General features: G+C 60.4%; 21 protein-coding genes. 9 read left to right on the plus strand and 12 right to left on the minus strand.

Annotated elements, in window-relative coordinates:
* Positions 1–12 precede the first annotated feature (12 nt).
* The 4 genes from DESPR_RS12775 (at position 13) to DESPR_RS12790 (ending at position 4,885) form a co-directional block, all read left to right on the plus strand.
* Positions 13–333: a YdbL family probable chaperone protein gene (locus tag DESPR_RS12775; RefSeq protein ID WP_015725212.1), complete on the plus strand. Its 321-nt coding sequence runs from the start codon at positions 13–15 to the stop codon at positions 331–333.
* Between the two features lie 105 nt (positions 334–438).
* Positions 439–750 carry an ArsR/SmtB family transcription factor gene (locus DESPR_RS12780; protein ID WP_015725213.1) on the plus strand — a complete coding sequence of 104 codons (312 nt, stop codon included), beginning with the start codon at positions 439–441 and terminating at the stop codon, positions 748–750.
* 71 nt (positions 751–821) lie between these two features.
* A complete protein-coding gene (gene aas, locus DESPR_RS12785; protein WP_015725214.1) occupies positions 822–2,966 on the plus strand; it encodes a bifunctional acyl-ACP--phospholipid O-acyltransferase/long-chain-fatty-acid--ACP ligase in 2,145 nt (714 codons plus the stop codon).
* 38 nt (positions 2,967–3,004) lie between these two features.
* On the plus strand, positions 3,005–4,885 hold the full coding sequence (locus tag DESPR_RS12790; protein ID WP_015725215.1) for an MFS transporter: 1,881 nt from the start codon (positions 3,005–3,007) through the stop codon (positions 4,883–4,885).
* 16 nt (positions 4,886–4,901) lie between these two features.
* Here the strand turns inward: DESPR_RS12790 and DESPR_RS12795 are convergent, their stop codons facing one another.
* From DESPR_RS12795 to DESPR_RS12810, 4 genes are all read right to left on the minus strand, one after another.
* Entirely contained in the window at positions 4,902–6,599 is a 1,698-nt protein-coding gene (locus tag DESPR_RS12795) for an ABC1 kinase family protein (RefSeq protein ID WP_015725216.1), read from the minus strand.
* A gap of 8 nt (positions 6,600–6,607) precedes the next feature.
* Positions 6,608–6,916: a phasin family protein gene (locus DESPR_RS12800; RefSeq protein WP_015725217.1), complete on the minus strand. Its 309-nt coding sequence runs from the start codon at positions 6,914–6,916 to the stop codon at positions 6,608–6,610.
* Positions 6,917–6,982: 66 nt separating this feature from the next.
* Positions 6,983–7,354, minus strand: coding sequence for a RapZ C-terminal domain-containing protein (locus DESPR_RS12805; protein WP_052302113.1), 372 nt, complete (start codon positions 7,352–7,354; stop codon positions 6,983–6,985).
* A gap of 143 nt (positions 7,355–7,497) precedes the next feature.
* Positions 7,498–9,279: a chloride channel protein gene (locus DESPR_RS12810; RefSeq protein ID WP_015725218.1), complete on the minus strand. Its 1,782-nt coding sequence runs from the start codon at positions 9,277–9,279 to the stop codon at positions 7,498–7,500.
* A 412-nt stretch (positions 9,280–9,691) separates the two neighbouring features.
* On the opposite strand from DESPR_RS12810, the gene DESPR_RS18565 reads away from it, so the two are divergent.
* Entirely contained in the window at positions 9,692–9,865 is a 174-nt protein-coding gene (locus tag DESPR_RS18565) for a hypothetical protein (protein WP_015725219.1), read from the plus strand.
* 129 nt (positions 9,866–9,994) lie between these two features.
* On the opposite strand, the gene DESPR_RS18570 is transcribed toward DESPR_RS18565, so the two are convergent.
* A complete protein-coding gene (locus DESPR_RS18570) occupies positions 9,995–10,213 on the minus strand; it encodes a hypothetical protein (protein ID WP_169701611.1) in 219 nt (72 codons plus the stop codon).
* Positions 10,214–10,430: 217 nt separating this feature from the next.
* On the opposite strand from DESPR_RS18570, the gene nifJ reads away from it, so the two are divergent.
* Positions 10,431–14,006 (plus strand): pyruvate:ferredoxin (flavodoxin) oxidoreductase, encoded by a 3,576-nt coding sequence (gene nifJ / locus DESPR_RS12815; RefSeq protein WP_015725220.1) that lies wholly within the window; start codon positions 10,431–10,433, stop codon positions 14,004–14,006.
* Positions 14,007–14,119: 113 nt separating this feature from the next.
* Here nifJ and DESPR_RS12820 read toward each other — a convergent pair whose 3' ends face one another.
* A complete protein-coding gene (locus tag DESPR_RS12820; protein ID WP_015725221.1) occupies positions 14,120–15,094 on the minus strand; it encodes a YkgJ family cysteine cluster protein in 975 nt (324 codons plus the stop codon).
* A 299-nt stretch (positions 15,095–15,393) separates the two neighbouring features.
* Here DESPR_RS12820 and DESPR_RS12825 point away from each other — a divergent pair, with 299 nt between their 5' ends.
* Together DESPR_RS12825 and DESPR_RS12830 are read left to right on the plus strand one after the other, a co-directional pair.
* A complete protein-coding gene (locus tag DESPR_RS12825) occupies positions 15,394–15,591 on the plus strand; it encodes a hypothetical protein (protein WP_015725222.1) in 198 nt (65 codons plus the stop codon).
* A 58-nt stretch (positions 15,592–15,649) separates the two neighbouring features.
* Entirely contained in the window at positions 15,650–16,435 is a 786-nt protein-coding gene (locus DESPR_RS12830) for a histidinol-phosphatase (RefSeq protein WP_015725223.1), read from the plus strand.
* A 47-nt stretch (positions 16,436–16,482) separates the two neighbouring features.
* Here the strand turns inward: DESPR_RS12830 and DESPR_RS12835 are convergent, their stop codons facing one another.
* From DESPR_RS12835 to DESPR_RS12855, 5 genes are all read right to left on the minus strand, one after another.
* Complete coding sequence (locus DESPR_RS12835; RefSeq protein WP_015725224.1) at positions 16,483–18,111, minus strand: HEAT repeat domain-containing protein; 1,629 nt, start codon at positions 18,109–18,111, stop codon at positions 16,483–16,485.
* A gap of 32 nt (positions 18,112–18,143) precedes the next feature.
* Complete coding sequence (locus DESPR_RS12840; protein ID WP_015725225.1) at positions 18,144–19,871, minus strand: FAD-dependent oxidoreductase; 1,728 nt, start codon at positions 19,869–19,871, stop codon at positions 18,144–18,146.
* Positions 19,872–19,993: 122 nt separating this feature from the next.
* Positions 19,994–23,410, minus strand: a complete 3,417-nt coding sequence (locus DESPR_RS12845; protein ID WP_015725226.1) for a translocation/assembly module TamB domain-containing protein — start codon at positions 23,408–23,410, stop codon at positions 19,994–19,996.
* A gap of 216 nt (positions 23,411–23,626) precedes the next feature.
* Positions 23,627–24,229 carry a response regulator gene (locus DESPR_RS12850; RefSeq protein WP_015725227.1) on the minus strand — a complete coding sequence of 201 codons (603 nt, stop codon included), beginning with the start codon at positions 24,227–24,229 and terminating at the stop codon, positions 23,627–23,629.
* Complete coding sequence (locus DESPR_RS12855; RefSeq protein WP_015725228.1) at positions 24,208–25,383, minus strand: histidine kinase dimerization/phospho-acceptor domain-containing protein; 1,176 nt, start codon at positions 25,381–25,383, stop codon at positions 24,208–24,210. Before DESPR_RS12855 ends, DESPR_RS12850 begins: the two co-directional genes overlap by 22 nt.
* A gap of 303 nt (positions 25,384–25,686) precedes the next feature.
* Between DESPR_RS12855 and DESPR_RS12860 the strand changes: the two genes are divergently transcribed.
* Positions 25,687–26,109, plus strand: coding sequence for a hotdog fold thioesterase (locus tag DESPR_RS12860; RefSeq protein ID WP_015725229.1), 423 nt, complete (start codon positions 25,687–25,689; stop codon positions 26,107–26,109).
* A gap of 70 nt (positions 26,110–26,179) precedes the next feature.
* Here DESPR_RS12860 and DESPR_RS12865 read toward each other — a convergent pair whose 3' ends face one another.
* Complete coding sequence (locus DESPR_RS12865) at positions 26,180–26,611, minus strand: PilZ domain-containing protein (RefSeq protein WP_015725230.1); 432 nt, start codon at positions 26,609–26,611, stop codon at positions 26,180–26,182.
* Between the last annotated feature and the right edge of the window lie 145 nt (positions 26,612–26,756).

The raw sequence follows: 26,756 nt of genomic DNA on the forward strand, positions 1-26,756 counted from the left end.
CGGAGGATACCCATGAAACGATGGATCATGACCGTGCTTTTTCTGTTGCTGTGCGGCCAAACCGCCCTTGCGCTCGATTTGCAGACGGCCAAGGCCCAAGGCCTGGTCGGCGAAACCCCCAGCGGTTATCTGGCCCAGGTACAGAGCGGCAACGGAGAGACAGCCCAACTGGTGCATTCCATCAATGCTCAGCGCAAACAGGAGTACGAAAAAATCGCCCAGCGCAACAAGACGTCCCTGCAGGCGGTCGAACAGCTGGCCGGCCAGCAGGCCATGGACAAGACGCCGGGCGGCCAATATATCCTGGTCAACGGCACCTGGACCAAGAAATAACCGATGTGCGAGGGTGACGAACCGCCGCTCCCCTTCCCGGCCCAATGTGCCGCTCCCACCACAATCAGCTTGACAGGATAAAACTATACGTTTAAGATTTTCGATATGAAAACCAACTACACCCGCACCCTGCCCGATGCCTGGAAACCGATGTCCCGGGTGTTCACCGCCCTGGGCGACGAGCACCGTCAGCGCATCCTCCTGTTGTTTGACCAGGGCGAACGGCTCAACGTGGGCCAGATCGCCGAGGTGTCCACGCTCTCCCGCTCCACCGTCTCCCACCACCTCAAGATCCTCCGCGAGGCCGAGGTGCTGGCCTCGGAGAAAATCGGCAAGGAGGTCTGGTACTGGATCAACTGCCCCTATCTGGAAACAGTGCTGACCAACGTGCTGGACTACATCCGCCTGATCAAATAATTTTGTTCAACATGTCGAAATTCCTAAACTCATCAATCAATCGCTCCTGCCCATTCACGAGGAACCCTGCCATGATGCGCTCGATTGTGATCGTTGTTCTCCGCGGCCTGTGCCGCCTGCTGTTCCGGGTCGATATCCAAGGAGCAGCCGCCGGATTCAACGCCGACCGGCTGCTGGTGGTCGCCAACCACGAGTCCCTGCTCGATGGCCTGCTGCTTGGCCTGTTCATCCCGATCAATCCAGTGTTCGTGGTCCATACCGCCGTGGCCAACAAACCTTTCTTCCGTCTCATCCTCTCCCTAGTCGATTATCTGGCCGTGGACCCGACCAACCCCATGGCCATGAAACAGGTGGTCCGCTTGCTGGAGGCCGGCCGCCCGGTGGTGATCTTCCCCGAGGGGCGGATCACCACCACCGGCAGCCTGATGAAGGTCTACGACGGTCCGGCCTTTGTCGCCGCGCGGACCGGAGCCACCATTCTGCCGGTGCGGCTGGACGGTCCGTCGCGCAGCTACTTCTCCCGCCTGTCCGGCAAATATCCCAAGGTCCTCTTTCCCCGCATCCGCCTCACCATCCTGCCGACCACGACCATTCCCCTGCCTTCGGCACCGACCGCCAAACTGCGCCGCCGTCTGGCCGGCGAGGCCATGCGCCGCCTGATGCAGGAGATGGTCTTTTCTTGCCGGCCGGCCCAGACCCTGTTTGCCGCCTTGTGCGACGCCGCCGAGATCTTTGGCCGCAACCGGCGGCTGCTCGAGGATGTCCGTCAAATCGAATACTCCTACAACGACCTGCTCAAGATGGCCCTGCTCCTCAGCCGGCAGGTCGAGCGGATGACCGCGGTCGGGGAGCGGGTCGGCCTGCTGCTGCCCAACATGGCGCCAACGCTTGGCCTGCTGCTCGGCCTGACCGCCCGCCGCCGCATCCCAGCCATGCTCAACTACACCGCTGGTCTCGACGCCCTCCGGGCCGCCTGCACTGCCGCCGAAATCCGCACCGTACTCACCTCGCGCGCCTTTGTCGCCCAGGCCAAGCTGGCCGACAAGCTGGCCGGTCTGCACGGGGTGCAGTTGGTCTATCTGGAGGATCTCAAGGCCAACACCCGTCTGGCCGACACCCTGTGGCTGCTCGCCTACGCGATCCATGCGCCCCGATCCCATGCTCTGCCCGCTTCGCCGGAAGATCCGGCGGTGATCCTCTTTACCTCGGGCTCCGAGGGTATGCCCAAGGGGGTGGTTCTGTCCCACCGGGCCCTCCTGGCCAACATCGCCCAGGTGCGAGCGGTGATCGATTTTTCCGTGGACGACAAGGTGCTCAACGCCATGCCGATCTTCCACTCCTTTGGCCTCACCGCCGGCACCCTGCTGCCGATACTCACCGGAGCGAGCCTCTTTCTCTATCCAACGCCGCTGCACTACCGGGTCATTCCCGAATTGGCCTATGATCGCAACTGCACCGTGCTATTCGGCACATCCACCTTCCTCAACAACTACGCCCACCACGCCCATCCCTATGATTTCTACCGGTTGCGCTATGTGGTGGCCGGGGCGGAGAAACTCTCCGAAGCGGTGCGCAGCCTGTGGTTCGAAAAATTCGGCATCCGCATCTTCGAGGGCTACGGGACCACCGAAACCGCCCCGGTGCTGGCGGTGAACACGCCCATGGCCTACCGCACCGGCACGGTCGGCACCCTGCTGCCCGGCATCGAGGCCCGCCTGGTCGCTGTTGCCGGCGTCGAGCGGGGTGGCATCCTCCACGTACGCGGTCCGAACCTGATGAGCGGCTACCTCAAGGCCGACCGGCCCGGAGTGCTGCAGCCGCCGTCCTCCGAACTGGGCGAGGGCTGGTATGCAACCGGCGATGTGGTGGAGATCGATAGCGAGGGGTTTGTGCGCATTGTCGGCCGCATGAAGCGTTTTGCCAAGATCGCCGGCGAGATGATCAGCCTGGAGGTGGTGGAGCGATTGGCCGTGGCCGCCTCCCCGACCTGCAGCCATGCGGCCGTGAGCCAACCGGATGCCGCCAAGGGCGAAGCCCTGGTGCTCTTCACCACCGACCCGGCGCTCAGCCGCGACCAGTTGAGCACAGCGGCCAGGGAACTGGGTGTTGCCGAACTGGCCGTGCCACGCACCATCCGGCCGGTCGAATCGCTGCCTCTAATGGGCACCGGCAAGGTCGATCACCTCGCCCTGCAACGGTTGGCGGCATCTGCCTGACACAACCTCTTCCGATCATTCAGTCCAAAGGCCACACCATGAGTTCACAATTCGGTTTGCTCAAGACCCCGCGTTTCCTGCCCTTCTTCATCACCCAGTTTCTCGGCGCCTTCAACGACAACCTGTTCAAGAACGCCCTGATCGTGCTGCTCACCTTCCAGGCGGCCAGTTGGACCAGCCTCAAGGCCGAGATCCTGGCCAACCTGGCGGCGGGCATCTTCATCCTGCCCTTTTTCCTCTTCTCCGCCACCGCCGGTCAGTTGGCGGACAAGCACGACAAGGCCACCCTCGCCCGGCTGGTCAAGGTGCTGGAGATGGCGATCATGGCCGTGGCCGCCGCCGGCTTCTGGCTGCACAGCCTCCCCCTGCTGCTCGGGGCCCTGTTTCTGCTCGGCTGCCATTCCACCCTGTTCGGGCCGGTCAAGTACGCCATCCTGCCCCAGCACCTCCATGAGGACGAGCTGGTCGGCGGCAACGCCCTGATCGAGGCCGGCACCTTTGTCGCCATCCTCATCGGCACCCTGACCGGTGGCCTGTTGGCCGGTGCGGTCACCCACCCGGTGTGGGTCGCCGCTGGGGGCTTGCTGGTGGCCTTTGTCGGTTACCTGAGCAGCCGGGGGATCCCCACCGCACCACCGCCGGCCCCGGAGCTGCGCGTCAATCCCAATCCGATCACCGAAACCTGGCGCAACATTGCCTTTGCCCGCGAAAACCGCACCGTGTTCCTCTCCATCCTGGGTATCTCCTGGTTCTGGCTCTACGGCGCCCTGTTCCTGGCCCAGTTTCCGGCCTATGCCAAGAATGTGCTCGGTGGCGCGGAATCCACGGTCACCCTGCTGCTGGCCATCTTCACCATCGGTATCGGCATCGGCTCGCTGCTGTGCGAACGGCTGTCCGGCAAACGGGTGGAGATCGGACTGGTGCCCTTTGGTTCCATCGGCCTGACCCTGTTCGGCCTGGATCTGGCCCTGGCCTCTCCCGCCGGGCCGATTGCCGGTGCTCCGCTCGGTCTGGGAATGCTGCTCGGTCAGTGGTCCACCTGGCGAATCCTGGTGGATCTGGTGCTGATCGGCATGTTCGGCGGCTTTTTCATCGTCCCCCTCTATGCCCTGGTGCAGGTGCGCAGCGCGACTGAACATCGAGCGCGGATCATCGCCGCCAACAATATCCTCAACGCCCTGTTCATGGTGGTGGGAGCCGTGGCCGCCGGTGCCCTGCTGGGCGCGGGCATGACCATTCCCTGGCTGTTTGCCGTGGCAGCGGTGTGCAACGCCGTGGTCGCCCTCTATATCTACGGCCTGATCCCCGAGTTCCTCCTCCGCTTCCTCGCCTGGCTGCTGGTGCACGGTGCCTATCGGCTGGAGAAGCGGGGCATCGACCATATTCCCGTGGAGGGGCCGGCGGTGCTGGTGTGCAACCATGTCAGTCTGGTGGACGTGTTGGTGATCATGGCCGCCTCGCCACGGCCGGTCCGCTTTTTGCTCGACGAACGCTTCTTCCGCCTGCCGATCCTCGGCAGTCTACTGCGCCGCAGCGGTGCCATCGGCGCGGACCTGAGCGATGCGCACTCCGCCTCCCTGGTGCGAGTCCAGGAGGAGGCCGCCGCCACCCTGGCCGCGGGCAACCTGGTGGCCCTGTTCCCGGAGGTGACCCACACACCGGACGGCCACCTGCAACCCTTCCGCCCGATCGTCACGCCCATCGTTGCCCGCATCCCGGCACCGGTCATTCCCATGGCGCTGCAGGGCTTGTGGGGCAGCTTCTTTTCCCGGATCGAGGGGAGGGCCTTGGGCCGCCCTTTCCGCCGGGGGCTGCTGTCACGCATCGCGATAGTGATTGGAGCGCCATTGACCGCTGACGAGGCCACGCCCGAGCGGCTGCGACAGGCGGTGCAGGATTTGCGAGGAGAATGTCGTTGAGAGCGGAAACCGGAATTTACATCCGGCCGTGGCGGATAATCGAGAGCAGCAGCCAGAACCCCATGACGCCGGCGAACAGAAAACCGAGCAGGCCGATGACCGGAATGCTGTGCCAGTGGGGGGGGATGTCGGAGAGGACGATCAGCGAACTGCCGACAATGAGGGCGGCCAGAACAATGGCAAAGCTGATCCGGTTGGACACCCGGTCCAGGGTGGAGTCCAAGGACTTCAGTCCCCGGTGCTCGAACTCCAGCCGCATCCGGCCGCTGCGCAGCTGGGAGAGGATGGTGCGGAGCTCGTCGGGCAGGTCGCGCAGCAGCTGCAGGTAAGAGGTGCCGGTGTGGGACAGTTCCTCGGCGATCCGTCCGGGCTGCATCCGCCCCAACCGGATCTTGCGCATGAACGGTTTGGCCAGGCGGATCAGTTCGAGCTTGGGGTCGAGCATCAACCCCACCCCCTCCACCGTGCTCAGGGCCTTCATCATCAGATAGAGGCTTGGCTTGAAGGAGAGTTTGTGCCGTGATACCAGGTCGAGCAGATCCTGAAGAATCTTGGCGGCCTCTAGATCCTCCAGCGGCCGATAGAGGTACATGTCCATCAGACTGCCCAGATCGCGGCCCAGATTTTCCCGGTCGACCTCGCCCAGTTGCACCGTCACCTTGAGCACGCCGCTGACCACCTGCTGCTCGTTGCCGGCCACCAAGTCGAGCACCAGGTCGGTGAAATCCTCTCGATCCTTGAGTGACAGCCGCCCCATCTGCCCGAAGTCAATAAAGCAGAGCACATTGTCCGGCAGGACAAACACGTTGCCCGGATGGGGATCGGCGTGGAAAAAACCGTGGACAAAGATCTGCTCCATCACCAGATTGGCCCCGCGCTCGGCGATCAACGGCAGGTCATAGCCCTGCTCGCGCAGCAGATGCACTTTGGATGACTTGATGCCGATCACATATTCCATCACCAGAATGCGATCGGTGCTCAGCTCTGGATAGACCAAGGGCACATGGATGGCCGGGTTGCCCTCGAACTGGCGGGCAAAGCGCTGGATGTTGGCCAGTTCGATGGAAAAATCGATCTCCCGGCTGAGGCTGCGGGCAAACTCGTGGACAATGGCCATGGGCTGATGCCCCTGGACCTCCTCCAGGTACTGCTCCATCAGCTCGGCGATGTGGGCCAGGATCTCCAGATCCACGGCGATGACGTTTTCGATCCCGGGCCGTTGTACCTTGACCACCACCTCGGCGCCGTTGTCCATGCGCGCCCGGTGTACCTGGCCAATGGAGGCCGCGGCCAAGGGCTCGGTGTCGAAATAATGGAAAATCTCCTCCGGCGCCCGCCCCAGTTCCTCCTTGATGATCGCCTGCACCTCGTCGATGCCGAAAGCGGCGATATCATCCTGGAGCTTGGCCAATTCGTCAAGGAAATCGGCGGGAATCAAGTCGGGCCGGGTGGAGAGCAGTTGGCCGAGTTTGATAAAGGTTGGCCCCAACTCCTCGAAGACCAGCCGCAGCCGCTCCGGCCGGGACAGCCGCGCGATCTGCTCGCGCGGCTTGCGGTTGATCATCTGCAGTCCGGACTCCAGGTACTGGTCGATGTGCAGACGGTCAACCAGATCATTGAAGCCGTACTTGAACAGCACCCGCAGGATGCGGTGATAGCGGTTGAGGTGGCGGTAGGTCCGGCCGATGGCGCCGAGCTTGCGGATACTGAACATGCGCGATATTACTCGCCGTCACTCCGGTTGGTGGCCACCTGCAGTTCCTCGATCTTGCGCTGCAACTCGGCGATTTCGTCCTTGGTGGCCAAATTGAGCTGCTTGATCCGGTCCTCGACCCGCTTATTGATCCACAGATCCAGCTGATCCTTGGCCTTTTCGGATTTGCGCAACAGGTCATCGACGAACTGTTTGCCCTCTTCCTGGGACATCTTGCCCTTTTCAATCAGTTCGCCCTTGAGCTCCTCGATCTTTTCCTTGGTGAGAAAGGCCGCGCCGATTCCGGCATAGACTATGTTTTTCAGCATCTCTTTCATGATCTCCTCCATGGGTGCAAAAACGTGGACTATACTGGGCGCGCTCGCAGAGCCGCCCATCCCGTGTCAATTTTTGTCGACATCCCGATGGGCGACCTCCGCCCGCAGCCCCTGCCGCTCAAGAAGGGCGCGCAGGTACTCGACCACGGCCACCGAGCGGTGTTTGCCGCCGGTACATCCCACCGCCACGGTCACCGACTCCCGCCCTCCCGCCGCGTACTCATTCAACAAAAAAATCAGCAGGGGTTCAAGCAGGGCAAGAAACCGTGCGCCGCTCTGGTTGCCGAGCACATAGCTGGCCACCCGTGGCTCCCTGCCGGTAAAGGGTTGCAGCTCCGGCACCCAAAACGGGTTGGGCAAGAAACGGACATCCCAGACCAGATCGGCCGCGGCCGGACCATGCTTGAACCCAAAGGAATAGAGGGAAATTTTCACCATAGCCTCATGAATGGCTGCGAAAAGGGGGACAGGATATAATGCAGTATAAGCACCGCTTGTATTTGTTCAATCTTTGTTCAATCGCAAAAAGCGTTTTTTATGAATCAGCTCGGCCGGATAGCCGGGAGCTGCCCGGCTTTGCCTCAGCTCGCCGAACAGATCATACGGATGGACTCGGCCCGTTCGTTGATGCCGCGCTTGAGCATCTCATGGTTGTAGGCGGCGATCACATCCTGGCGTTTGAGCATGCCCAGGACCCAAGGTTCCTCCAGGGTCTCCACCACAGGGATCTCGTCGATCCCCTTGATGTCAAAAAGCTTCATCGCTTCATAGCAATTGGTGTCCGGGGTGAGCATGATCACGTCGCGGGTACAGATGGATCCCACCAGGTGGCAGACACGCTCTTCCTCGCTGTGGAGGACAGTCTTCACATCCTGCATCGACACCACCCCGACCATCATGCCGTGGGCGTTGATCACCGGAAAATAGAAGCTGTTGCGGGCAAAGCGAAACAGTTCGAGCAAATGATTGATATTTGCGTTTTCACTAATAAAATCGACATCTTCGGTGATCGCCTTGCCCACTCGGATCGACTTCATGATCGCCACCTCGCGGCCTTCGTGAATATCGATCCCCTCGCGGGTGAAATCCACCGTGTCCATGGAGTCGCCGTACAACCAGGAAGAGGTCACGGTCCCCAGGACGGCGGTCAGCATCACCGGGATGATGATCATGTAGTTGCCGGTCATCTCGAACAACAAAAAGATGGCGGTCAGTGGCGCGTGGGTGGTGGCGGCGAGGAACGCGCCGATCCCCACCGTGGCATAGGCGCCGGCGGTGGCCGTGTAGCCGGGAAGGAAATGGTGGACAATGCCGCCAAAGGCGCCGCCAAGCACGGCGCCAATGAACAGGGCCGGAGCAAAAACGCCGCCGGCGCCGCCCGAGCCCAGGGTGATGGCGGTTGCCAGCGATTTGAGGAAGACCAGAAGCATCATCCGCCAGACCAGGGTGTCGCCCGCCAGGGCCTTGGCAATATAGTCGTAGCCGTTGCCCATGACCTGGGGAAAGAAGAGGGCGATGCACCCCACCAGCAGGGCACCGAAGATCGGCTTGATTTGCGGGTGGAGCGGGATTCGCTGAAACTGGTCGCGAATCAGATAAAAAAAGCGAATGTGGAGCACCGCCGTCGCCCCGACGACAACGGCCATGACCGTGTACAACGGCAATTCGACAAAGGGGTTGACGATCGAATAGTCGGGGATGGGAAAAGCCGGAATCTCGCCATAATAGGCGCGGGAGACCACGGTGGACAGGGCCGAGGCGATCACCAAGGCGGCAAAGGAGGATATCTCATAGGTGCCGAGCAGCACGATCTCCGCCGCGAAAAACATCCCGGCCAGGGGCGCGTTGAAGATACCGGCAATACCGCCGGCGCATCCGGCGGCGATGTAGACCTTCATGCGCTTGCCGGACACCCGGAAACGCTGCCCAACCTGCGACCCCAGGGCGCCGCCGATCTGGGCAATCGGCCCTTCGACACCGGCCGAGTTGCCGGAACCGATGGTCAGGGCGGTGCTGATGATCTTGATGAAGATGGTGCGCGCCCGGATCACGCCATTCTCCAGATTGACCCGGCGAAGGAAATTGGTGAACCCGTAGCCGTTGACCTCGCCGGGAAAGGCGAGGGAAAGGGGGATGAGCAGAGTGGCGCCGAGCATTGGCAGCAGCGGCAAAAGCAGTTTCCGCCACCCGCCCTGGCCAATACCGAGAGCCTCGTAGCCCCAGACAAAAATGAGCTCATGGATGAGATCAACCGCCTCGCGGAAGACAATGATGGCCAAGCCGGACATCACGCCGATGAAGGCGGCGATCAGGATCATCCGCGCCCGCTCGCCCGGCAAAAACGCCTTGACCCTGGTCAGCATGGCTGCTCCGAGCTGGTGTCCATGACGGGCCGGGGAGGAAGCGTGGGAAGGATGGCGCGTGAACAGTCGCTCGGCTCACCGGAACACCCAGCCAGAACCGTCACTCGCCCGAATGTATCCATATTGCCCGTCCTCCACTCTCTGCTGGCCTGGCGGCCCTGGTCGTTGCGCCGATCTCCTTTTCCGCCGTTCGAAAAAGAAGAATGGAACATAACAAAAACCCCTGGCGAATTAAACTGGTTTCTGGCCGCCGCCTGTTCCCGGGCAGACACCCGCTCTCAGACGAATCCTCATCCAATGAAACGGCCCGAGGATTCTTGTGCTATGGCTGCCTTTTTCGTATAGTTGGGTCTCATGCAGATCACCCGTTCCCGGGGTGCATCGTTGCCAGACAGTCTCAGCGAGGTACATCATGCCTGACCAAAAGAAGCCCGATCCCGCCAAGGTTGCCTTCCTCCGATCCCTGCCCGACGACGTCAAGGCGGTGATCACGGGCGAGGAAGCAGAGCAGTTCATGTTCGGGGAATATATCCCGGAGTCACTCTACGAAAAGATCAAGGACTACCTGGAGGAAAGTCCCGACTGAACAAGCGGCTGCCCTCACGCAGCCGCTTGCCGATCGCCTTCCGGCCAAGTCCATCAGCGACACCCAGCGGCTTGCCGGGTCGCGGTGCACAACAACAGGCCGCAACTGCATGGCTTTTGGGCCAACGGTTTAGGATTGCAGAATGCGCTGTTTTGGTTTATCGTGGCCAACTAAATAACTGAATGCCAATTCATTACCGTGGCCGGGGAAGGTCACCCCATGAAGCGGCGCGGTGTTGTTGAAACGTGGCCACCCCGTGGTGGACGGATGATTGTGACAAACCGGATGGAAATACCAAGCATCTTTCTCGGCAATCAAACAACCATCGGTTTTTTGCGCTCTGTGCATGCCGCCACCCCGTGCTTGCCTGTCCCCCCCTCCTCCCCTTTTTTTTCATCATGAGGCAGAGAACAACTGAACCGTAAACAGCATCACCAGAGAGAAGACCAAAGCGGGTAAGTACACTTTTTGAGGTTCTGCGGAACCTTTTTCATAGCGTTCATCTTAACCGTTTCCGGCAGTTCCTGCCGGCAAACACCAACCACCGTGTAAGGAGAATGATCTTATGTCGCGAAAAATGGTCACCATTGACGGAAACCAGGCATGTACGCATGTTGCGTATGCCACAAGTGAAGTCATAACAATCTATCCCATTACGCCATCCTCTCCGATGGCTGCCGAGTCCGACGCCAAAGCCAACGCCAAACAAGAGAATATCTGGGGATCCATCCCGGTTATTACCCAGATGCAGTCCGAGGCCGGTGTCGCCGGTTCCATCCACGGTTCTCTGGGCGCCGGTGCCCTGTGCACCACCTTCACCGCTTCCCAGGGTCTGCTGCTGCTGACCCCCAACATGTACAAGATCGCCGGTGAGTTGTTGCCCACGGTTTTCCATGTCACCGCCCGCGCCATCGCCTGCCAGGGTCTGTCTATCTTCGGTGATCACGGCGACGTCATGGCCGTCCGCCAGACCGGTTGGGCCATGCTCTGCTCCCAGGACGTGCAGGAAGCCCAGGATATGGCACTGATTGCCACCTCTTCCACCCTGCAGTCCTCCATTCCGTTCCTCCACTTCTTCGACGGGTTCCGGACCTCCCACGAGGTCATGAAGATCGAGCAGCTGACCATGGACGACATGCGCGCCATGATCGACGAGGACCTGATCATCAAGCACCGCGAGCGCGCCCTGACCCCGGATCGCCCCACCATCGGCGGTACGGCCCAGAACCCGGACGTCTACTTCATCGGCCGCGAGACCGTAAATAAATTCTATGACGCCGTTCCGGGTATCGTCCAGGCCACCATGGACAAATTCGCCGCCCTGACCGGTCGCCAGTATCACCTGTTCGACTACATCGGCGCCCCGGATGCCACCGACGTCATCGTCATCATGGGTTCCGGCGCCCTGACCGTTGCCTCCACCGTCGAGCACCTGATTGCCGAGGGCAAGAAGGTTGGTCTGGTCATCGTTCGTCTGTTCCGTCCGTTTGATCCGAAAGCCATGGTCAACGCCCTGCCGCCCACCGTTGAGCGCATCACCGTGCTTGACCGCACCAAAGAGCCGGGCTCCAACGGCGATCCGCTCTATCTCGACGTCCGCACCGCCGTCACCGAGGCTGCCGAGGCCAACCCCACCATGTTCGTCCCGGTTATCCTCAACGGCCGTTACGGTCTGGGCTCCGCCGAGTTCACCCCGGCCATGGTCAAAGCCGTGTTCGACAACATGGCATCGCTTGCGCCGAAAAAGAAATTCTGCGTTGGCCCGAACGACGACCTGGCCTTCACTAGCCTCAAGTATGACAAGTCCTTCAACATCGAAGGCAGCGACGTGTTCCGCGCCCTGTTCTACGGTCTGGGTTCCGACGGTACCGTTGGTGCCAATAAGAACACCATCAAGATCATCGGTACCGAAACCGATAACTCGGCCCAGGGCTACTTCGTCTACGACTCCAAAAAGTCCGGCTCCATGACCGTTTCGCATCTGCGTTTCGGCAAGAATCAGATCGTTGCCCCGTATCTGATCAACAAGGCCAACTTCGTCGCCTGTCACAACCCGGCCTTCCTTGACACCTACGACATGTTGGCCAACCTGGAGACCGGCGGCACCTTCCTGCTGACCACCACCTTCACCAAGGACGAGATCTGGGACCACCTGCCCTCCCTGGTGCAGAAGCAACTGATCGAGAAGAAGATCAAATTCTACATCATCGACGCGGTCAAACTCGGCCTGGCCCTTGGCCTCGGCGCTCGCATCAACATGATCATGCAGACCGCCTTCTTCGCCATCTCCGGCATCATCAGCAAGGATGAGGCGATCAAGTCGATCAAGAAGGCAATCAAAAAGACCTACGGCATCAAGGGCGACAAGGTCGTCAACATGAACTACGCCGCGGTTGACGGCGCCATCGAAAACATCGTCGAGGTCAAGGTTCCCAAGAAAATCACCGGCCACGAGATGCCGCCGATCGTTTCCGACGAAGCACCTGAGTTCGTCAAGACCGTCACCGCCAAGATGATGGAAGGTCACGGCGAGGACATCCCGGTTTCCCAGTTCCCGAACGACGGCCGCTGGCCGACCGCCACCTCCCAGTGGGAGAAGCGCAACATCGCCGTTCAGGTTTCTTGTTGGGATGCCGAGACCTGCATCCAGTGCGGCCGCTGTTCGCTGGTTTGCCCGCATGGCTGTATCCGCATGAAGGTCGCCACCCCTGAAGCCCTGGCCGCCGCCGGCGCCGATGCCTCCTTCAAGACCGCCGATGCGGTAGGCAAGGAGTTCAAGGACATGAAGTTCACCATGCAGATCTCCACGGCCGACTGCTGCGGCTGTACGCTGTGCGTCACCGTTTGCCCGGCTCGCAAGAAGGATGCCGAGGGCAACAAGACCGAGATCCGCGCGCTGTCCATGGTGATGAACACCGAGGAGATCAAGCAGGAATCCCTGAAGAACTGGAAGACCTTCCTGGCCCTGCCCGAGGTTGACGACAGCCTGATCAACGTCGGCACCATCAAGGGCAGCCAGTTCAAACGGCCGCTGTTCGAGTTCTCCGGCGCCTGCGCTGGCTGCGGCGAGACCCCGTACATCAAGCTGGTCACCCAGATGATCGGCGACCGTATGTTGGCCTCCAACGCCACCGGTTGTTCCTCGATCTACTCCGGCAACCTGCCCACCACCCCGTACTGCAAGCGCGCCGACGGACGTGGGCCGGCCTGGTCCAACTCGCTGTTCGAGGATAACGCCGAGCACGGCTTGGGTATGCGTCAAGCGGTCGACAAACTGGCCAGCCAGGCGGTCGAACTGTTGGATGCGGCTGTCAAGGAAGGTCTGGTCGCCAAAGAGTTGGCCGACGCCCTGCTCAACGCCCCGCAGAAGGAGCAGGCCGAGATCGAGGCCCAGCGCGCTCGCGTGGCCGAGTTGAAGGCGGCCCTCGAGGGCAAGAAAGACGCCATCGCCAAACGGCTCTATCATGTGGCCGACTACCTGGTGAAAAAATCCGTCTGGATCATCGGTGGCGACGGTTGGGCCTATGATATCGGCTACGGCGGTGTTGACCATGTTCTGGCTTCCGGCAAGAACGTCAATATCCTGGTGCTGGATACCGAGGTCTACTCCAACACCGGTGGTCAGATGTCCAAGTCCACCCCGCGTGCAGCCGTGGCTCAGTTTGCCGCCGGCGGCAAGAGCATGCCCAAGAAGAACATGGGCCTGATCTTCTCCACCTTCGGCACGGTCTATGTTGCCCGCATTTCCCTCGGCGCCAACCCGCAGCAGGCGATCAAGGCCATTCAGGAGGCCGAGGCCTATGACGGTCCGTCCCTGATCATCGCCTATGCCCACTGCATCAACCACGGCATCAACATGGCCATGGGTCTGGAGCAGCAGAAGAAGGCCGTCGAGTGCGGGCACTGGTCGTTGTTCCGTTACAACCCGGCGCTTGAGGCCGAAGGCAAGAACCCGCTGATCATCGACTCCAAAGAGCCGACCATCAGCTTTGCCGACTACGCGATGAACGAAAACCGTTACCGGATGCTCAAGCTGTCCAATCCGACAATGGCTGACGAGTTGATGGCACAGTCGCAGAAAGACGTCGACAAGTCCTGGAAATTGCTGAAAGGCTGGGCCAAGGCGCTTGAGACCGAATAAACCGTCTTCGGACGCATGATGGAACAAAAAAGCCCTGCCGGGAAACCGGCAGGGTTTTTTTGTTGATCGCGTTACCGGGGATTGAGCTCGTCATCCCCGGTATTTTTTCTGACTCAGCTGTCCGCTTGTTTTTTCCGTGCCGCGGCTTCGCGCTCCTGCCGCTCCTTGAGCATCCGGTCGCGCTCCGCCTTCAATTCCTCGTATTCGCGTTCAGCCGCCAGCAGCGCTTCATCCTGACGTTTTTTGATTTCCTCGACTTTGGCTTTGATTTTGTCTTCCTTGATGGTCAGCCCAGGCGCACCAAAGAGGGTATTGGCCAGATATTTAAAGGAAAAAAGCATCAATTCCACATCGTCTTCCTTGATTTTGGCCAGGGTATCGGCATCCATCTCATAGGTGTCGAGGAAGGAACTCTCGAAAATAAACTTGCGGAAGGTATCGAGATCGGTGGAAGCCATGAAGAACATCCGCTTGGCCGCCTCACTCAAGGTCGCTTGCAGGCCGAAGGATTTGCGCCGCATGACCAATCGCAGCCACTCCTTGTTCATCTCATCGCGCAGATCGACCCCCTGATCGGCCCGCCACTCGCCGATGGTCCAGTGCTTGGGTTCTTCATGGCCCTTGCAGTGCGGCTCCTTGACCAGGAAGAAAAATTTCTCCTCGGAGGCATCGTTGGTGCCGCCCTCATGGAAATCGGCCATGCCCACCGGGTAGTACCGGCAGGCCGAGGGGCGATCCGAATAAACGGTGCAGCCCTCAGGGGTGACAAAGGGGCAACCGTTCTTCTCGCCCCGCAATTTCAACTGGACGCCGGGCATATCGGTCTTCTCCAAATAGGCGGGCTCGGTGTATTCGGTGATGAATTCGTGGGCCGGGATGTTCAACCGTTTGCGGAGGATGAGGATGTCATACGGAGTGAGGATGATTTTGATATTGTGACAGCAGGCGGTGAAGCAGCTTACCCCTGGATGGCAGGCAAACTGCAAGTGCGAGCTGAGCGTCAGTTTCTCCGGGAGAATATTGGAGGGATTCTTGTCGGTGGACTTGATAAAATCAGATTCGTTATCAATATATTCTTCTGTCGCCATGGCAGTTCCTCTGAGTGCGGAAGGATGAAAGGCATGCGCCCAAAATGGCGCCGAATAAAAAAGAAACACTTTACCATGTGCGCCCCCGGTGTCAAATCCTATCCGGACGCTTGACGATGAGGCAGGGAAGGATTCCCTCCTGCCAGTAAAAAAACTTCATGCCTTTGCCGTCAGATTCAGCGACAGGAAGACCGCACCGCCTGAAAAAATCCATACCGGGGCCGCTTATTTTATGTCATTTCCCGGTCAAACCTGCTAAGAGAAAAGCAATAATTTTTCCATTTCACCCCATTAAGTGCATGAAACGAATTTTTTCCAATCCCATCGATCTGAGCAAGGTCGACACGCTTATCTATCATCTGCCCGATGGGCCTACCCTATCCGTCGAAATGGACGGTCTGGGGAGCTTTTTCGATTTCGACATGGAAATCGGTGACATTTGCGACACTTCCGACATCGATGGCGTCGTTCATTTTTTTCCCAAAGGCAACGCCTGATCGCCGCTCTTTTTGTCCCTCCGCGCATCACTCCTGGTTCTGTCCCACCTGAAGCCACATGGTTCCCCTGATCGACACCACCGTTGACGGCCACGTCCACACCCGGCTCTGCAAGCATGCCGTCGGTGAAATGGAGGAATACGTCGAGCAGGCAGTGCGCCGTGGGCTAACGACCGTCTGCTTTCTCGAACACCTGGAAACGGACATTGCCTATCAGCCGCCCTGCTGGCTGGATGACGATGAATTTGCCTACTACTTCGAGGAAGGGTTGCGCTTGAAAGAGCGTTATCGGGGCGTGGTGGCTGTTCGTCTGGGGGTGGAGATGGGGTGCAATCCGGCGGCGATCGACGCCATCCGTCATCGGTTGAAGCGGTATCCGATCGAACGCATCGGTCTTTCCTGCCACTTCCATCAGCACGGACTCTCCCACCTAAATCTGCTCAGCCGGCGGCCGCAAAGTCTTGATCGCCTGGCCGCCATTGGCGCCGACGCGGTGATTTCCACCTATTTTGCGACCTTGATCAAGGCGGTGGCCAGCCTGGACTGCGATGTCCTCTGCCACCTGGACGCAGTGTTACGTCACCTGCCCGGCATCACCTTCAACAACGAACACCGTGGGCAAATCGCGCAATTACTGGATGCGATGCAGGGAAAAGACATTGCCCTGGAAATCAACACCTCGGGGTTCGATTACCGTGGGTCGGCCTTCCCCGCCCCGTGGATCATCTCCGCGGCCCTCGAACGCGGCATCAGGCTGGAGGCGGGCTCGGATGCCCATCACCCCAGCGAGGTCGGCCGTTATTTCGACCAACTGCCGCACTATCTGGAACCGTTATGCCGATAAAACGGCTCCTCCCCAACCGGTTCCGCACGCTCCGACCGTTTTCTCGGTCAATGCCCCTTGATATATTTGCCCATGGCCGTGCGCAGGGATTCGGCGCTGAAGGGCTTGATCAGGATGTCGTTGACCCCTGCCGCCGAGGCAGCTTCGTGATCCTGGACATCAGACTGGGTGGTGACCATGATCACCGGCAGACTCTCCGAGGGATACAAGGTCCGGATACGCCGGGTGAGTTCGATGCCGCTGATCTCGGGCATGTTGAGATCGGTCAGCACCAGGGCCGGCTTCTCCTTGGCCAGCCACTCCAAGGCCCCGGCAGGAAACTCAAACAGCACCGGCTCGAAACCGAGCTCGTGAAGGGTTGCCTTGTAAATATTGAGGATCATGCGTGAATCGTCAACGGCACAGACTTTGATTCGTGTACCTCCTTCCCGCTCCTCGCCGGCAATGCGCGCCGCAAACTCCCCCAATCCCTCCTTGTTGAGCAGGGCAATATAGTGCTGTCGAATGTCCCGGTGTGCATGGGGCAGATAAATCAGGGCCAATTCCTGAAAATAGTCTTCCTTGGCCAAACGCAGAAACAGATTGTCGACCTGGGCATTGACTATGATCTTGACGATATGGCGCGCCTCGTCATTCTGAGCACGGACCATGTTCTTGATGCCGGCGGCGAGAATTTCGTTGAAATTGCGGTCGATGGCCCGGGCAGCGGCGGTACAGACATGATCCTCGCTGTCGTTCAAACCGGCGGCCAGGGTATAGGCCCCCTTACGCAAAGGGAGCAGAGCCAGGGCCTCGTAGGCGGCAAAGCGGACGTTGGGATTGCGCGGCATGGTATTGAGCAGGGAACGGATCGGCATAATCGCGCTCTCGTCACCGATCTCGCCGAGCACGTTCAAGGTGTGGATCAGCAGATCGCTGTCACTCTCCTTCAGGTTCTCAATTAATACCGGCACGGCCTTGACCCCGATACGGACCAGCTCGTCCTTGGCGTAGATGCGCATGTGCGCGTAGTGGGACCGGAGCGTATCATTCAACTTTTCCAGGGAAACCTGGTCCTGGACCTCGGAAAAGACCCCAAGGATGATCAGGTCCAACTCGTTGTCCGTTCCCATCCGCTCGGCCAGACGGTGCATGGCCGTGTTGGTGCCGACCTGCCCGAGGGCGTGGATGGCGGCGATGATCAGTTCCCGATCCGCGGCGTAAAGGTAATCGGTCAGGGCATTGATCGACTCGGGATCGCCGATCAGTCCCAGATTTTCAATAATCAGCTTGATGGTGGCCGTCTTGTTGGTCGCGGCTAGCAGGCCGACCAGCACCGGGGTGGCTTCCTCGAATTTCAACTCGCCCGCTGTTTCGATCATCACCGTCTTGTCGGCAAGGTGGGGATCGACCAAGCAATTGAGCAGAACATCCGGATAGGCGATCAGATGGGAAATGAGCGTTTCGCGGATGATCGGCAAATCGGTGCACAACTCCGGCTGAGTGGTAAGCAGATGGTTCAACAGGGGGACGGTAAAGGCTACCTCGCCGCGCGACAATTCATACAACAGCCGATTCTGCGTCTTCTTGTCGACTTCACCGAGATGATCTAGAACCAGCCGGGCCTTGAGGGCATCCCCGGTCTGAATATTGGCCTGGATCTCCTCAATCATATGATCAGCGTTCAACGCAGCCATGCATCACCCCTGTTGAAGATTTGTTTCTGCCGTTATTTCAATAACCAGTCGACGTCCAACCGGCTGATCACATTCAAGCCGCCACACAATACCATGCTAGCGGATTTTCCCAGGTGGTCAAGGAAGACTTGCACCTCATAGGACCGCGGGCCGGCGTTGCACAACAGGATGAAGGTCTTGCCGGCCGGCAGCTCGCCGTGGCGCGTCCGCACCTGTCCGTATTCCATCGCGATCCAGCGCTCGGCACCGTACCTCTCAACATAGGGAGCGGCCTCCACGGGATGCCGCAGGTCGAGCACCGCCCAGTCGGGCTCGCTGGCCATGTTGTCCATCCAGGCCAGAAAGCGGCCAAGCTCGATCTGGCGCAACCGGTTGTCGCACAAGTTTTCCGCCACATAGGCGGCAGCGTTGATCGAGTCGATGGCCGAGGAGAACGGTGGCGCATAGGCCATTTCCACCATGCCGAAGTCCTCGATGGTCGCCCCCTTGGCGATCAGCGCCGCGGCGGTGTCCACTCGGGCGGAAATCGAGTCATTCATCATTCCGAAGGCCTGCAACCCCAGGACCCGCCGGTTTTTCCGCTCAAAAACCAGTTGCAGGATCACCACCGCCTGATCCGGAAAAAAGTGGGCCCGATCAGCCGGCGCGGTCAGGGCATAGTCGGCGTCAAACCCTTCGGCCCGAGCCGCTTCAACGGTGAGCCCCGTTGCGGCGATGCACCGTTCAAAGGCTTTCATGATGAAAGAACCGCAGACCCCGTTAAATACCGTGGGATAGCCGGCCAGGTTATCGCCCACCACCCGGCCTTCGCGGTTGGCCAAGGAGCCGAGCGGCGCATAGGTTTCCCGGCCGGTGATCAGGCTGGTCACGGCGATGCAGTCGCCGGCGGCGTAAATATCGGGATCCGAGGTCTGCAACCGCTGGTTGACCTTGATGCCGCCCCAGGGGGCGACATCCAGCCCGGCAGCCTTGGCCAGTTCGCTGCGGGGCCGCACGCCCACGGCCATGATCACCAGGTCGGCCTCCAGGGTGCGCTGGCCGGTTTTGACCCCGCAGACCTTGCCCTGGCCGTCATTCAGCAACTCGGTGGCCGACTCACGGGCATACACAGCCACCCCCTTTTCCTGGAGATGCTTTTTCAACATGGCGGCAAAATGCCAATCAACGATGCGCGGCAACAGTTGCGGCGCCAGCTCCAACAGGCTGGTCTCGATGCCCCAGAGATCGGTCAGGGCCTCGGCCATCTCGATGCCGATGGCACCGCCGCCGATGACCACCGCCCGACTGACCTTGCCCTGGGCAATCCTCTGTTTAATCTCAATCGCCTTGTGCAGGTTGGCGATGGTGAACACCCCATCCAGATCAGCACCGGGAATGGGCAGATCAAAGGGCCTGGATCCGGTGGCCAGCATCAGCTTGTCATAGGGCAGATCCTGCTGGGCACCGGTTTCGAGATTTTCCACCCGCACCGTTTTGGCCTGGCGATCAATGGCCAGGGCCTTTGTTTGGGTCAGCACCCGCACCCCCTTGGAATGCTCAAAAAAGGTGGCGTCACGCACCACATGGAAACTGGTGGCCCGCAGCTCGCTCTCGTCGGAGACATCGCCGCTGACATAGTAGGGAATGCCGCAGCCGCCGTAGGAAATCAGGCTGTCCTGATCGACCATGGTGACCTCCCAGTCCGGCCGCAGTCGTTTCAATCTGCAGGCAGCCTTGGGTCCTGCGGCCACCGCCCCGACAATCACTATTTTCTTGCTCATGGTATTTCCTCCTATGCGAAAAAAAATGACAACAATACAACCACAATCAACTTGATCCGAGAAGAACCGGCGCGCACGGCGCCACCCGGGGGGCACAGGATCTGCTCCGGCCTCTACCATTTTCAGGGGGCAGACGGCTCCTCTGTTTGCCGTTCGTTCGACGGCGGCGTTGGCTCCGTGGCGAGCCGTGTTGCCGCGGCCGCCAAAAAGGCCTGACGATCAAACACAGGGCGAGAAACGGTGCCGGAAATCTCCGTCTCGATCGTGGCCTCTTCCACCACTACCCCGCCGACGTTCCGGGCCGTATGTTCCGTCAACGGCATCCGCAGGCGGATGGACAACGCGCCATTGGCCTCCGCGCCACCGCTGACAACCAGTTCGCTATCGCCGGCCAACAGACGGATCGGCGCGCAGCTCACGCTGCCATTCTTGCCGTCGCAGACAAGTTCCCGGTCCTGGAAGCGCAGCCTGCTTCGGTCCAAACCAGCTGCAAGCAAGGCATCCCGCAAGGCGCCCTTTGCCTTGAGTCGTGTTTTTTCCAGACCGAGCACGACAGTAAAGGTCGGCCGTTGCCTGCCCGCGGTGTTGACCGGCCAGAAAAAATGTTCCATGCGCAGATCGATTGTCCCTTCAACCTGGGCCAGCGCTCCGAACAAGGGATGCATGGGCGCCAGCAGGCCTTCGACCAGCGACCGTTTCAGGGGCACGCCAAGCAAGACCTGGCTGGCTGGCGGTAAGGTCATCGTTGCCCGGCGATCTTTCCATTGCCACTCGGGTCGCAGGGTAACCTTGCCGCCATTGAGCGGGCCAGAGAGCTGAGCCCGCAACCGGCCCCGATTGCACTCCAGCGACAAGGCATTGTCCCGCAGGTCGATCCGGTGAAAACCAAGCCGCGCGAGGGGCAGATGCGTGTCCAAGGTCAGTTGCTCCAAATCAAGCGGCAGGCGAAGGGGCAGACTGAGAAGAAAGGAGCCCGGCTCGTTGCCGCTCAGGACGATCTCCCGGCCGATCATGGGCTGGAGCAGCGGCAGCAGCGCCGGAAAATGGGGGGTTAACCGTCCCTGCAGTTCCACACGGGCCGTTGGCTGCGTCCGTATCAGCCCGGTTCCTTCGAGGCCAAACGGAGCGGCATGCAGGGAAAAGGCGGGAATCCTCACCTCTTCCTTGCCGTCCCGGGCGCCGAGCGTGCGCATCTTGAGCGTCAGGCGGGGATCGGTGAACACGTTGCGGGTACCGTCAAACAAGGCAAAAGGCGCCATGGTCACGGTCAGATCGCCCTCCACCACATCGTCGCTGGCCTGGCGGGTCCATGACGTCCGAGCCCTGCCCTTCACCCCCATGCCCTGTCCGATCCATCCCCCGGCCTTGGCCAGGCCCGCCAGCAGGCTGGCGTCGTGATCGCCATGCACTTCCAGGGAAACGCCGGACCGTTTGTCGTGCCAATTGTCCATGGAATAACCGAAGTCAACGACATTGGCCGCGCTCGTGAAACGCAGGTGGCGCAGATCGAGCTGATGGGCCGCGAAATCAAGCAGCAGAAAAGCCCGTTCCTGGTCATTCAAATCCTGCCAATTGTCGGCAACCATCAACTGCCCCAAGGCAACGCCCCCTCTGGAAAGTGGGCCGCCCTCGAAACCGAGACCCACCCGTGGTTCACGGACCAACGGCCCTGCCTCGGTGGCCACGAGCAGCTGAGCCACATGGCCGTCGAGGCGGTCCAGCACGATCCGTTGGCCGTTCCAGGTCCCCGATGCATCAAGCGACAGCTGCCCCTCCAGCCCCAGGGGCAGCGGCCTGCCGCCAAGACCGCGCGCCACGGCACCCATCCGGCCCAGATCCGCCGTTCCCTTGACAAAACAATTGGCGGGGGGCCCCGATGCCTCCGCCAGTTCGATCGTTCGCGCCTCCGGCTGGATATTGTCGGCCTGCAGGGAAAATGTCCCGGGCCAGCCGGTTGCCTCCAACCGCAGGGCGTGCATCCGGCCGTCACGGAACCATGTCGGCGGCCCTTCGATCTCCGCCCGCAGGGAGAGGTCGTGCTCGGGAAACAGCACGGCCTGCTCTCGCAGGAAACCAAAACCGCCGATGTCCAGCCGACTTTCCAGCCGATACCGCCCGTCCTCCCCCAGGCGGGACGAGGCGGCGAATGCGGCCTGGCCTCGGGGCCGCACCTCCAGGGCGAAGATCTTGCCCAATTCGGCGAACATCCGGTCGAGATCGGCCTGCGCTTGCACGGTGAAAGCATCCAAGGTACCGCTGCCGCCGGCCTCGAAGAAAGGAGCCCGGGCCTGTGCGGTGCGCACCAAAATCTTCCCCTGGTTCGACTCGGCCTCAAGGTTCAAGCGCAACGGCGAATCCCAGGCGATATGCTGTCCCGCATGTACTGCCTCCAGCCGCTCGGTCCCGCAGTCGGCCTTGACGGTCAGTTGATCGGGCCGCCCCGCAGCCTGGAGGGAAAAATCGACCCGCCCGTTCTCAATGGTTGTCTTCTGGTGCACGGACAGCAGGTGGGGCAGCTGAGCCGCCATTGCCGCCAGGTCGAGCGAACCCGTGGCGGTCAACTGGACATCTTTCTGGTCCAGATGGCCACTTGCCTGGAATTGAAGCGGATCGGATCGAAGTTCCAAGGCGGACAGCCGCCAGCCTTCGTCGCGATGGTGGCTCCCGGTGAACGTGAAGCGCAGATCGGTCAAGAACGGCCGGTCTTGACCGAGCACGCCTCCAAAAAGCGCCATCTCCCGCAACGAGGCCTCGCCACGGAGTTCCGCGTCCCTGATCCCGGCGACGTTCAACCGGCAGGTGGCGTTCAGCAGTCCTTGGCCTCGGGGGAACTTGCCCCGTGCAGCGGCCAACTCAAGAAAATCGGCAATTTCCAGTTGGTGAATGTCGACCTCGGATTGGGAGATCAAGGATTCGGGCAGCGGCTGACCGGCGGGCGGTAGATTGACAAATCCTTGACTTTTCACCCGTCCCTCCGGGCCGGCTCGAAAATCCAGGACATAATTGATCGTCCCCACAGCCAAACTGGCGTCGAGGCGAAGGTCATGGGCGATTTTTCGTTCGCCGTGCTGGCCGGTCGCGAGCACCTGCCCGCCGTTCACCTTGAGCCGGAGGGTCAGACGGTCCCACCAGGGCATCGCCGTGGTGCCGTCCACGGCGACCGGTGGTTTCGGAGGGGCTGGCTGTTCTTTGCCTGCTGCTGAAGCCCGCAAGGCTATCGTGGGTTGGTCAAGAGTCATTTCCCCCAAATAGGCGGGGGCGAGCAGCAGGGCGAGCAGCCCTTTGTCGCTGAGCAGAAGGGGCGATCGCAGGTGAAGGCCCGAAAGAGGCTCGTCATAGCGGAGATTGTCGCATCGCAGCCCCTGCCACCATCCCAACGAACAGGATTGAACTTGGACCTTGCCGGCAAAATCTCGCGCAACCACGCCGAGAACAAACGGCGCAACCGCTGGGTGGAGCAGCAATCGAGGCAGGAAAAGCACCAACGCGGCGACCGCGAGAGAAGCGGCAAAGAGTTTCAAACGCCTGTTGCTGTTCACCGTTCCCTCGGTCTTTCTTTGCTCTGCAAGCCTGTATAACTGCTGAATCGCACAGGGTCAACTTGCCGCGAAAGGGTCCGCCTGTCAACCTTGGAATGGGCGAGAAAGACAAGAAATGTCCGTTGAATCCAAGATGATCGGTGCCCGCCCCCTCGGTGGCCCATATACCACATAAGCGTGGGATTAGCAGCGGGCAGCCGACGTCCAGGGCGGCGGTCAGGGAGAGGAGAACAGGGTGCCGCGACGGATCATGTCTTTGAGTTCCGTCATTTTTTTGCGGTAGCATTCCGGGCAGATGCCATGACTGAGCTCACTGCCGGTCGTCTTATTGAGAAATTGCTCGATGCTGATCCATTGCGTCTGACCGTTTTCGTCCTGCTCGGTGTCGCGAATCTTCTTGCATTCGCTGCAGATGGAGAGCAGCGATTCATACATCCGCACGGTCTGCCGCAGTTTGCGATCAGCCAGGCAACGGCTGACCCGCAGGATCATTTCGTCATAGTCATAGGGCTTGGTCAGATAATCATCGGCACCCAGTCTGAGCGCGCCAACCGCCGCCTCCAGCTCCCGATGGCCGGTGAGGATGAACACCGCCTGATCCGGCCGCTTGTCCTTGGCCAACCGTAGGACTTCCAGGCCGTCGGTCCCTTCCATCATCAGATCGGTGATGATCAAATCATAGGCCTTGTCCAGGAGCCCCAGGGCCTCATCGCCGCTGGCCGCCAAATCCACCGCGTACCCCTGATCCAGCAGATCCAGGCGAAGGGTTTCCCGGATCAGCTCCTCGTCGTCGACGATCAAAATGGATGACGATTCCATGACGCACTCCCTGCATTGTCCAGATTGGCGGCGGGCAGACTGACCGTCACAATCGATCCCCGGCCCGGCACGGCCTCAACCTGGATGAGTCCTTGATGCTTTCTGAGGATGTCGCGGACAAGCGACAACCCGGCCGCCCCGATCATGAACGATGAAGGGAGTTCATGCAACGGTGCAGCGGCGCTGGTGCCCTGCTCGGCCCTGTTCTCGACCTCAACCTGAATCCAATGCCCTGCTCGGCCGGTGCGGATGCGCATTTCGCCCCCTGTTGCCCCAATGCTGTCCCCCCTGGTCGTGATCAAATCGAGCAGCATCTGCTTGATCTGGCTTTCCACCCCCGCCACGGGCAGGGGAGCCGCGCCATATTCCCGGCCACACCTGACCTTGCGGAATTTAAGATATTTGTCGAGCAGAAGCAGGACGGAATCGAGCGCCTGGTGGAGATCGAATATCCGTCTCGCTTCAGGGCCGGGCACGGCGAACTGCTGCACCGCACGCAACAGGTGTTGCATGCGGGTGCACTGTCCAAGCGCCAAGTCGAGGAGGCTCCGTTCCGCGGCTGCGGGATCGGTTTTCCTTGCCATCCGTTCGACCACGCCGCGCACCCCGCAGAGCGGATTGTTGAGTTCATGAACAAGCGACACGGTCAGCGCGCCGATGGTCCGCAACTTCTCCTGCATCAGCGGCTCTGGACCGCCCCGGTCGTCTACCGCATCGGCCAAATGTTCAGATTCCTTGCTCTCTCCGGCCTCATGCACGACAAGCACCAGCTCGGGCTGTCGACCGGCGCCGGCGGCAAGAGGAACCGCACTGTAGACGACGGACAGCAAGGCGCCGTCCTTGCGCTGCCATTGGCCGGAACGCGCACACAGCGGCTGGCTGCCGGGTAATGTGGGCAGGGGGGGTGGCGAATTGGCACAGGCAAACAACAGGCCCCAGTGCCGGCCGAGCAGCTCCTCGCTCGGAAAACCGGTCAATTGGGCCAGCCCCTGATCAACGGCCCGGAAACACCCTTTATCCAGGACGCCCAGTCCAACAATCGCCGCTGACCGGGGTTCCGCCTCGCCGCAGTCTTCTGGAACCGCCGCGAGCGGCATGTGCAGTGAGAATTTGACCGCGTCGATTAACGGATCATCGTGCTGTTCCCTGGACATCCTGCCTCTCCCAAGCAGATTCCGCCACGCTGCCGCCCTTCGAGTGGCGGCATGATGTACAATGGATTCAGGTGATGTAATTTTTCCCTGCCGTGGCAATGCCGTCTCATATAGCAAACCAACAGGTAAACGGCACGCCAAAAAATTGAACCGCCGACACGGGTTCCCGGCTTTCCGGGTGCAAAAATAGGGCGGGCGGGAAGGATTGTGTTTATAGTCATCCCGTTTTGTCCGTGAACGGTGTCCACCGCCTTCGCGGCCAACCCACGCCGACCACAACAAACAAAACAAGGAACAACCCTCATGTGGAAAAAACCGCACACTCTTGAGGAACTCCAGGCCGCCTGCACCTCAACCCTGGTGCAGACCCTGGGCATCGAATTCACCGCCGTGGGCGAGGATTACATCGAGGGACGGATGCCAGTCGATGAACGAACCATGCAGCCGATGGGTCTCCTCCACGGCGGTGCATCGGCTGCATTGGCGGAAACCTTGGGTGGAGCCGGGGCCTATCTGTGCGTCGAAGAAGGGACGATCTGCGTCGGACTAGAAATCAATGCCAACCACATCCGCCCGGCTCGGCGAGGCTGGGTGATCGGTCGGGCCACCCGGCTGCACCAGGGACGGACCACCCAGGTATGGAATATCATGATCCGTGACGAGCAGGATCAGCTGATCTGCGTTTCCCGTCTGACCGTGGCCGTGCGCCCGTCGGTGCAGCGATGACCACCGCCCGTGGCGCTACAGGTCGACAACGGCAACAGGCCGTCCCCTATTGCCGTTGAAAAAAACAACCTTATATTGAGTGCCTGAGAACTTTCGACGCATAGATGCCGGCGATGTACTGGCGCATCGGCACGTCAAGACCGACAAACATCAATCCGGTGGTGAAGTGGTGATCGCGCCGCTGCACATGCCGAACTTGGGCGCGGGCAATGATCTTCTCCCGGCCGAGCATCATGCCCACCTTGAGATTTTGATATTCATCCAGCCGGGTGGGAAGATCAACGGCCAGACCGTTCTCACACAAATCCCGCAGAGACCCGCTGACGGTGGCCGTTGTGGTTGCCACCTGAACCTCGAACCGCTGCGAGCCGAACAGCTGCGATAACTCCGTCAAGGTCATACGTTTGTGCGCACGCTGGCCGTTGGCACTCTGGGGCTGATAATCCCAATCCATCTCCAACCCCTCCAGAGGAGGAATGTCACCCCATTTTTTCTTCTCCATCTTCACTTCCTCCCGTGCGGTTCCATTGGGACCTGCAGCCCATGGCGACGTTCAGCCGTTTCCTGTCCAACGTAGAAAAACCACCAAATTGAACGCATTAAAAATATTTTAATATTCAACCGGATATTACGCAAGCTAGGACGCA

The organism is Desulfobulbus propionicus DSM 2032, from assembly GCF_000186885.1.
GTDB classification, from domain to species: domain Bacteria; phylum Desulfobacterota; class Desulfobulbia; order Desulfobulbales; family Desulfobulbaceae; genus Desulfobulbus; species Desulfobulbus propionicus.

Excerpts from the sequence above, each read along its gene's own strand:
- DESPR_RS12775 (WP_015725212.1), top strand. The coding sequence starts at position 13 with ATGAAACGATGGATCATGACCGTGCTTTTTCTGTTGCTGTGCGGCCAA.
- DESPR_RS12780 (WP_015725213.1), top strand. The coding sequence starts at position 439 with ATGAAAACCAACTACACCCGCACCCTGCCCGATGCCTGGAAACCGATG.
- aas (WP_015725214.1), top strand. The coding sequence starts at position 822 with ATGATGCGCTCGATTGTGATCGTTGTTCTCCGCGGCCTGTGCCGCCTG.
- DESPR_RS12790 (WP_015725215.1), top strand. The coding sequence starts at position 3,005 with ATGAGTTCACAATTCGGTTTGCTCAAGACCCCGCGTTTCCTGCCCTTC.
- DESPR_RS12795 (WP_015725216.1), bottom strand. The coding sequence starts at position 6,599 with ATGTTCAGTATCCGCAAGCTCGGCGCCATCGGCCGGACCTACCGCCAC.
- DESPR_RS12800 (WP_015725217.1), bottom strand. The coding sequence starts at position 6,916 with ATGAAAGAGATGCTGAAAAACATAGTCTATGCCGGAATCGGCGCGGCC.
- DESPR_RS12805 (WP_052302113.1), bottom strand. The coding sequence starts at position 7,354 with ATGGTGAAAATTTCCCTCTATTCCTTTGGGTTCAAGCATGGTCCGGCC.
- DESPR_RS12810 (WP_015725218.1), bottom strand. The coding sequence starts at position 9,279 with ATGCTGACCAGGGTCAAGGCGTTTTTGCCGGGCGAGCGGGCGCGGATG.
- DESPR_RS18565 (WP_015725219.1), top strand. The coding sequence starts at position 9,692 with ATGCCTGACCAAAAGAAGCCCGATCCCGCCAAGGTTGCCTTCCTCCGA.
- DESPR_RS18570 (WP_169701611.1), bottom strand. The coding sequence starts at position 10,213 with ATGCACAGAGCGCAAAAAACCGATGGTTGTTTGATTGCCGAGAAAGAT.
- nifJ (WP_015725220.1), top strand. The coding sequence starts at position 10,431 with ATGTCGCGAAAAATGGTCACCATTGACGGAAACCAGGCATGTACGCAT.
- DESPR_RS12820 (WP_015725221.1), bottom strand. The coding sequence starts at position 15,094 with ATGGCGACAGAAGAATATATTGATAACGAATCTGATTTTATCAAGTCC.
- DESPR_RS12825 (WP_015725222.1), top strand. The coding sequence starts at position 15,394 with ATGAAACGAATTTTTTCCAATCCCATCGATCTGAGCAAGGTCGACACG.
- DESPR_RS12830 (WP_015725223.1), top strand. The coding sequence starts at position 15,650 with ATGGTTCCCCTGATCGACACCACCGTTGACGGCCACGTCCACACCCGG.
- DESPR_RS12835 (WP_015725224.1), bottom strand. The coding sequence starts at position 18,111 with ATGGCTGCGTTGAACGCTGATCATATGATTGAGGAGATCCAGGCCAAT.
- DESPR_RS12840 (WP_015725225.1), bottom strand. The coding sequence starts at position 19,871 with ATGAGCAAGAAAATAGTGATTGTCGGGGCGGTGGCCGCAGGACCCAAG.
- DESPR_RS12850 (WP_015725227.1), bottom strand. The coding sequence starts at position 24,229 with ATGGAATCGTCATCCATTTTGATCGTCGACGACGAGGAGCTGATCCGG.
- DESPR_RS12855 (WP_015725228.1), bottom strand. The coding sequence starts at position 25,383 with ATGTCCAGGGAACAGCACGATGATCCGTTAATCGACGCGGTCAAATTC.
- DESPR_RS12860 (WP_015725229.1), top strand. The coding sequence starts at position 25,687 with ATGTGGAAAAAACCGCACACTCTTGAGGAACTCCAGGCCGCCTGCACC.
- DESPR_RS12865 (WP_015725230.1), bottom strand. The coding sequence starts at position 26,611 with ATGGAGAAGAAAAAATGGGGTGACATTCCTCCTCTGGAGGGGTTGGAG.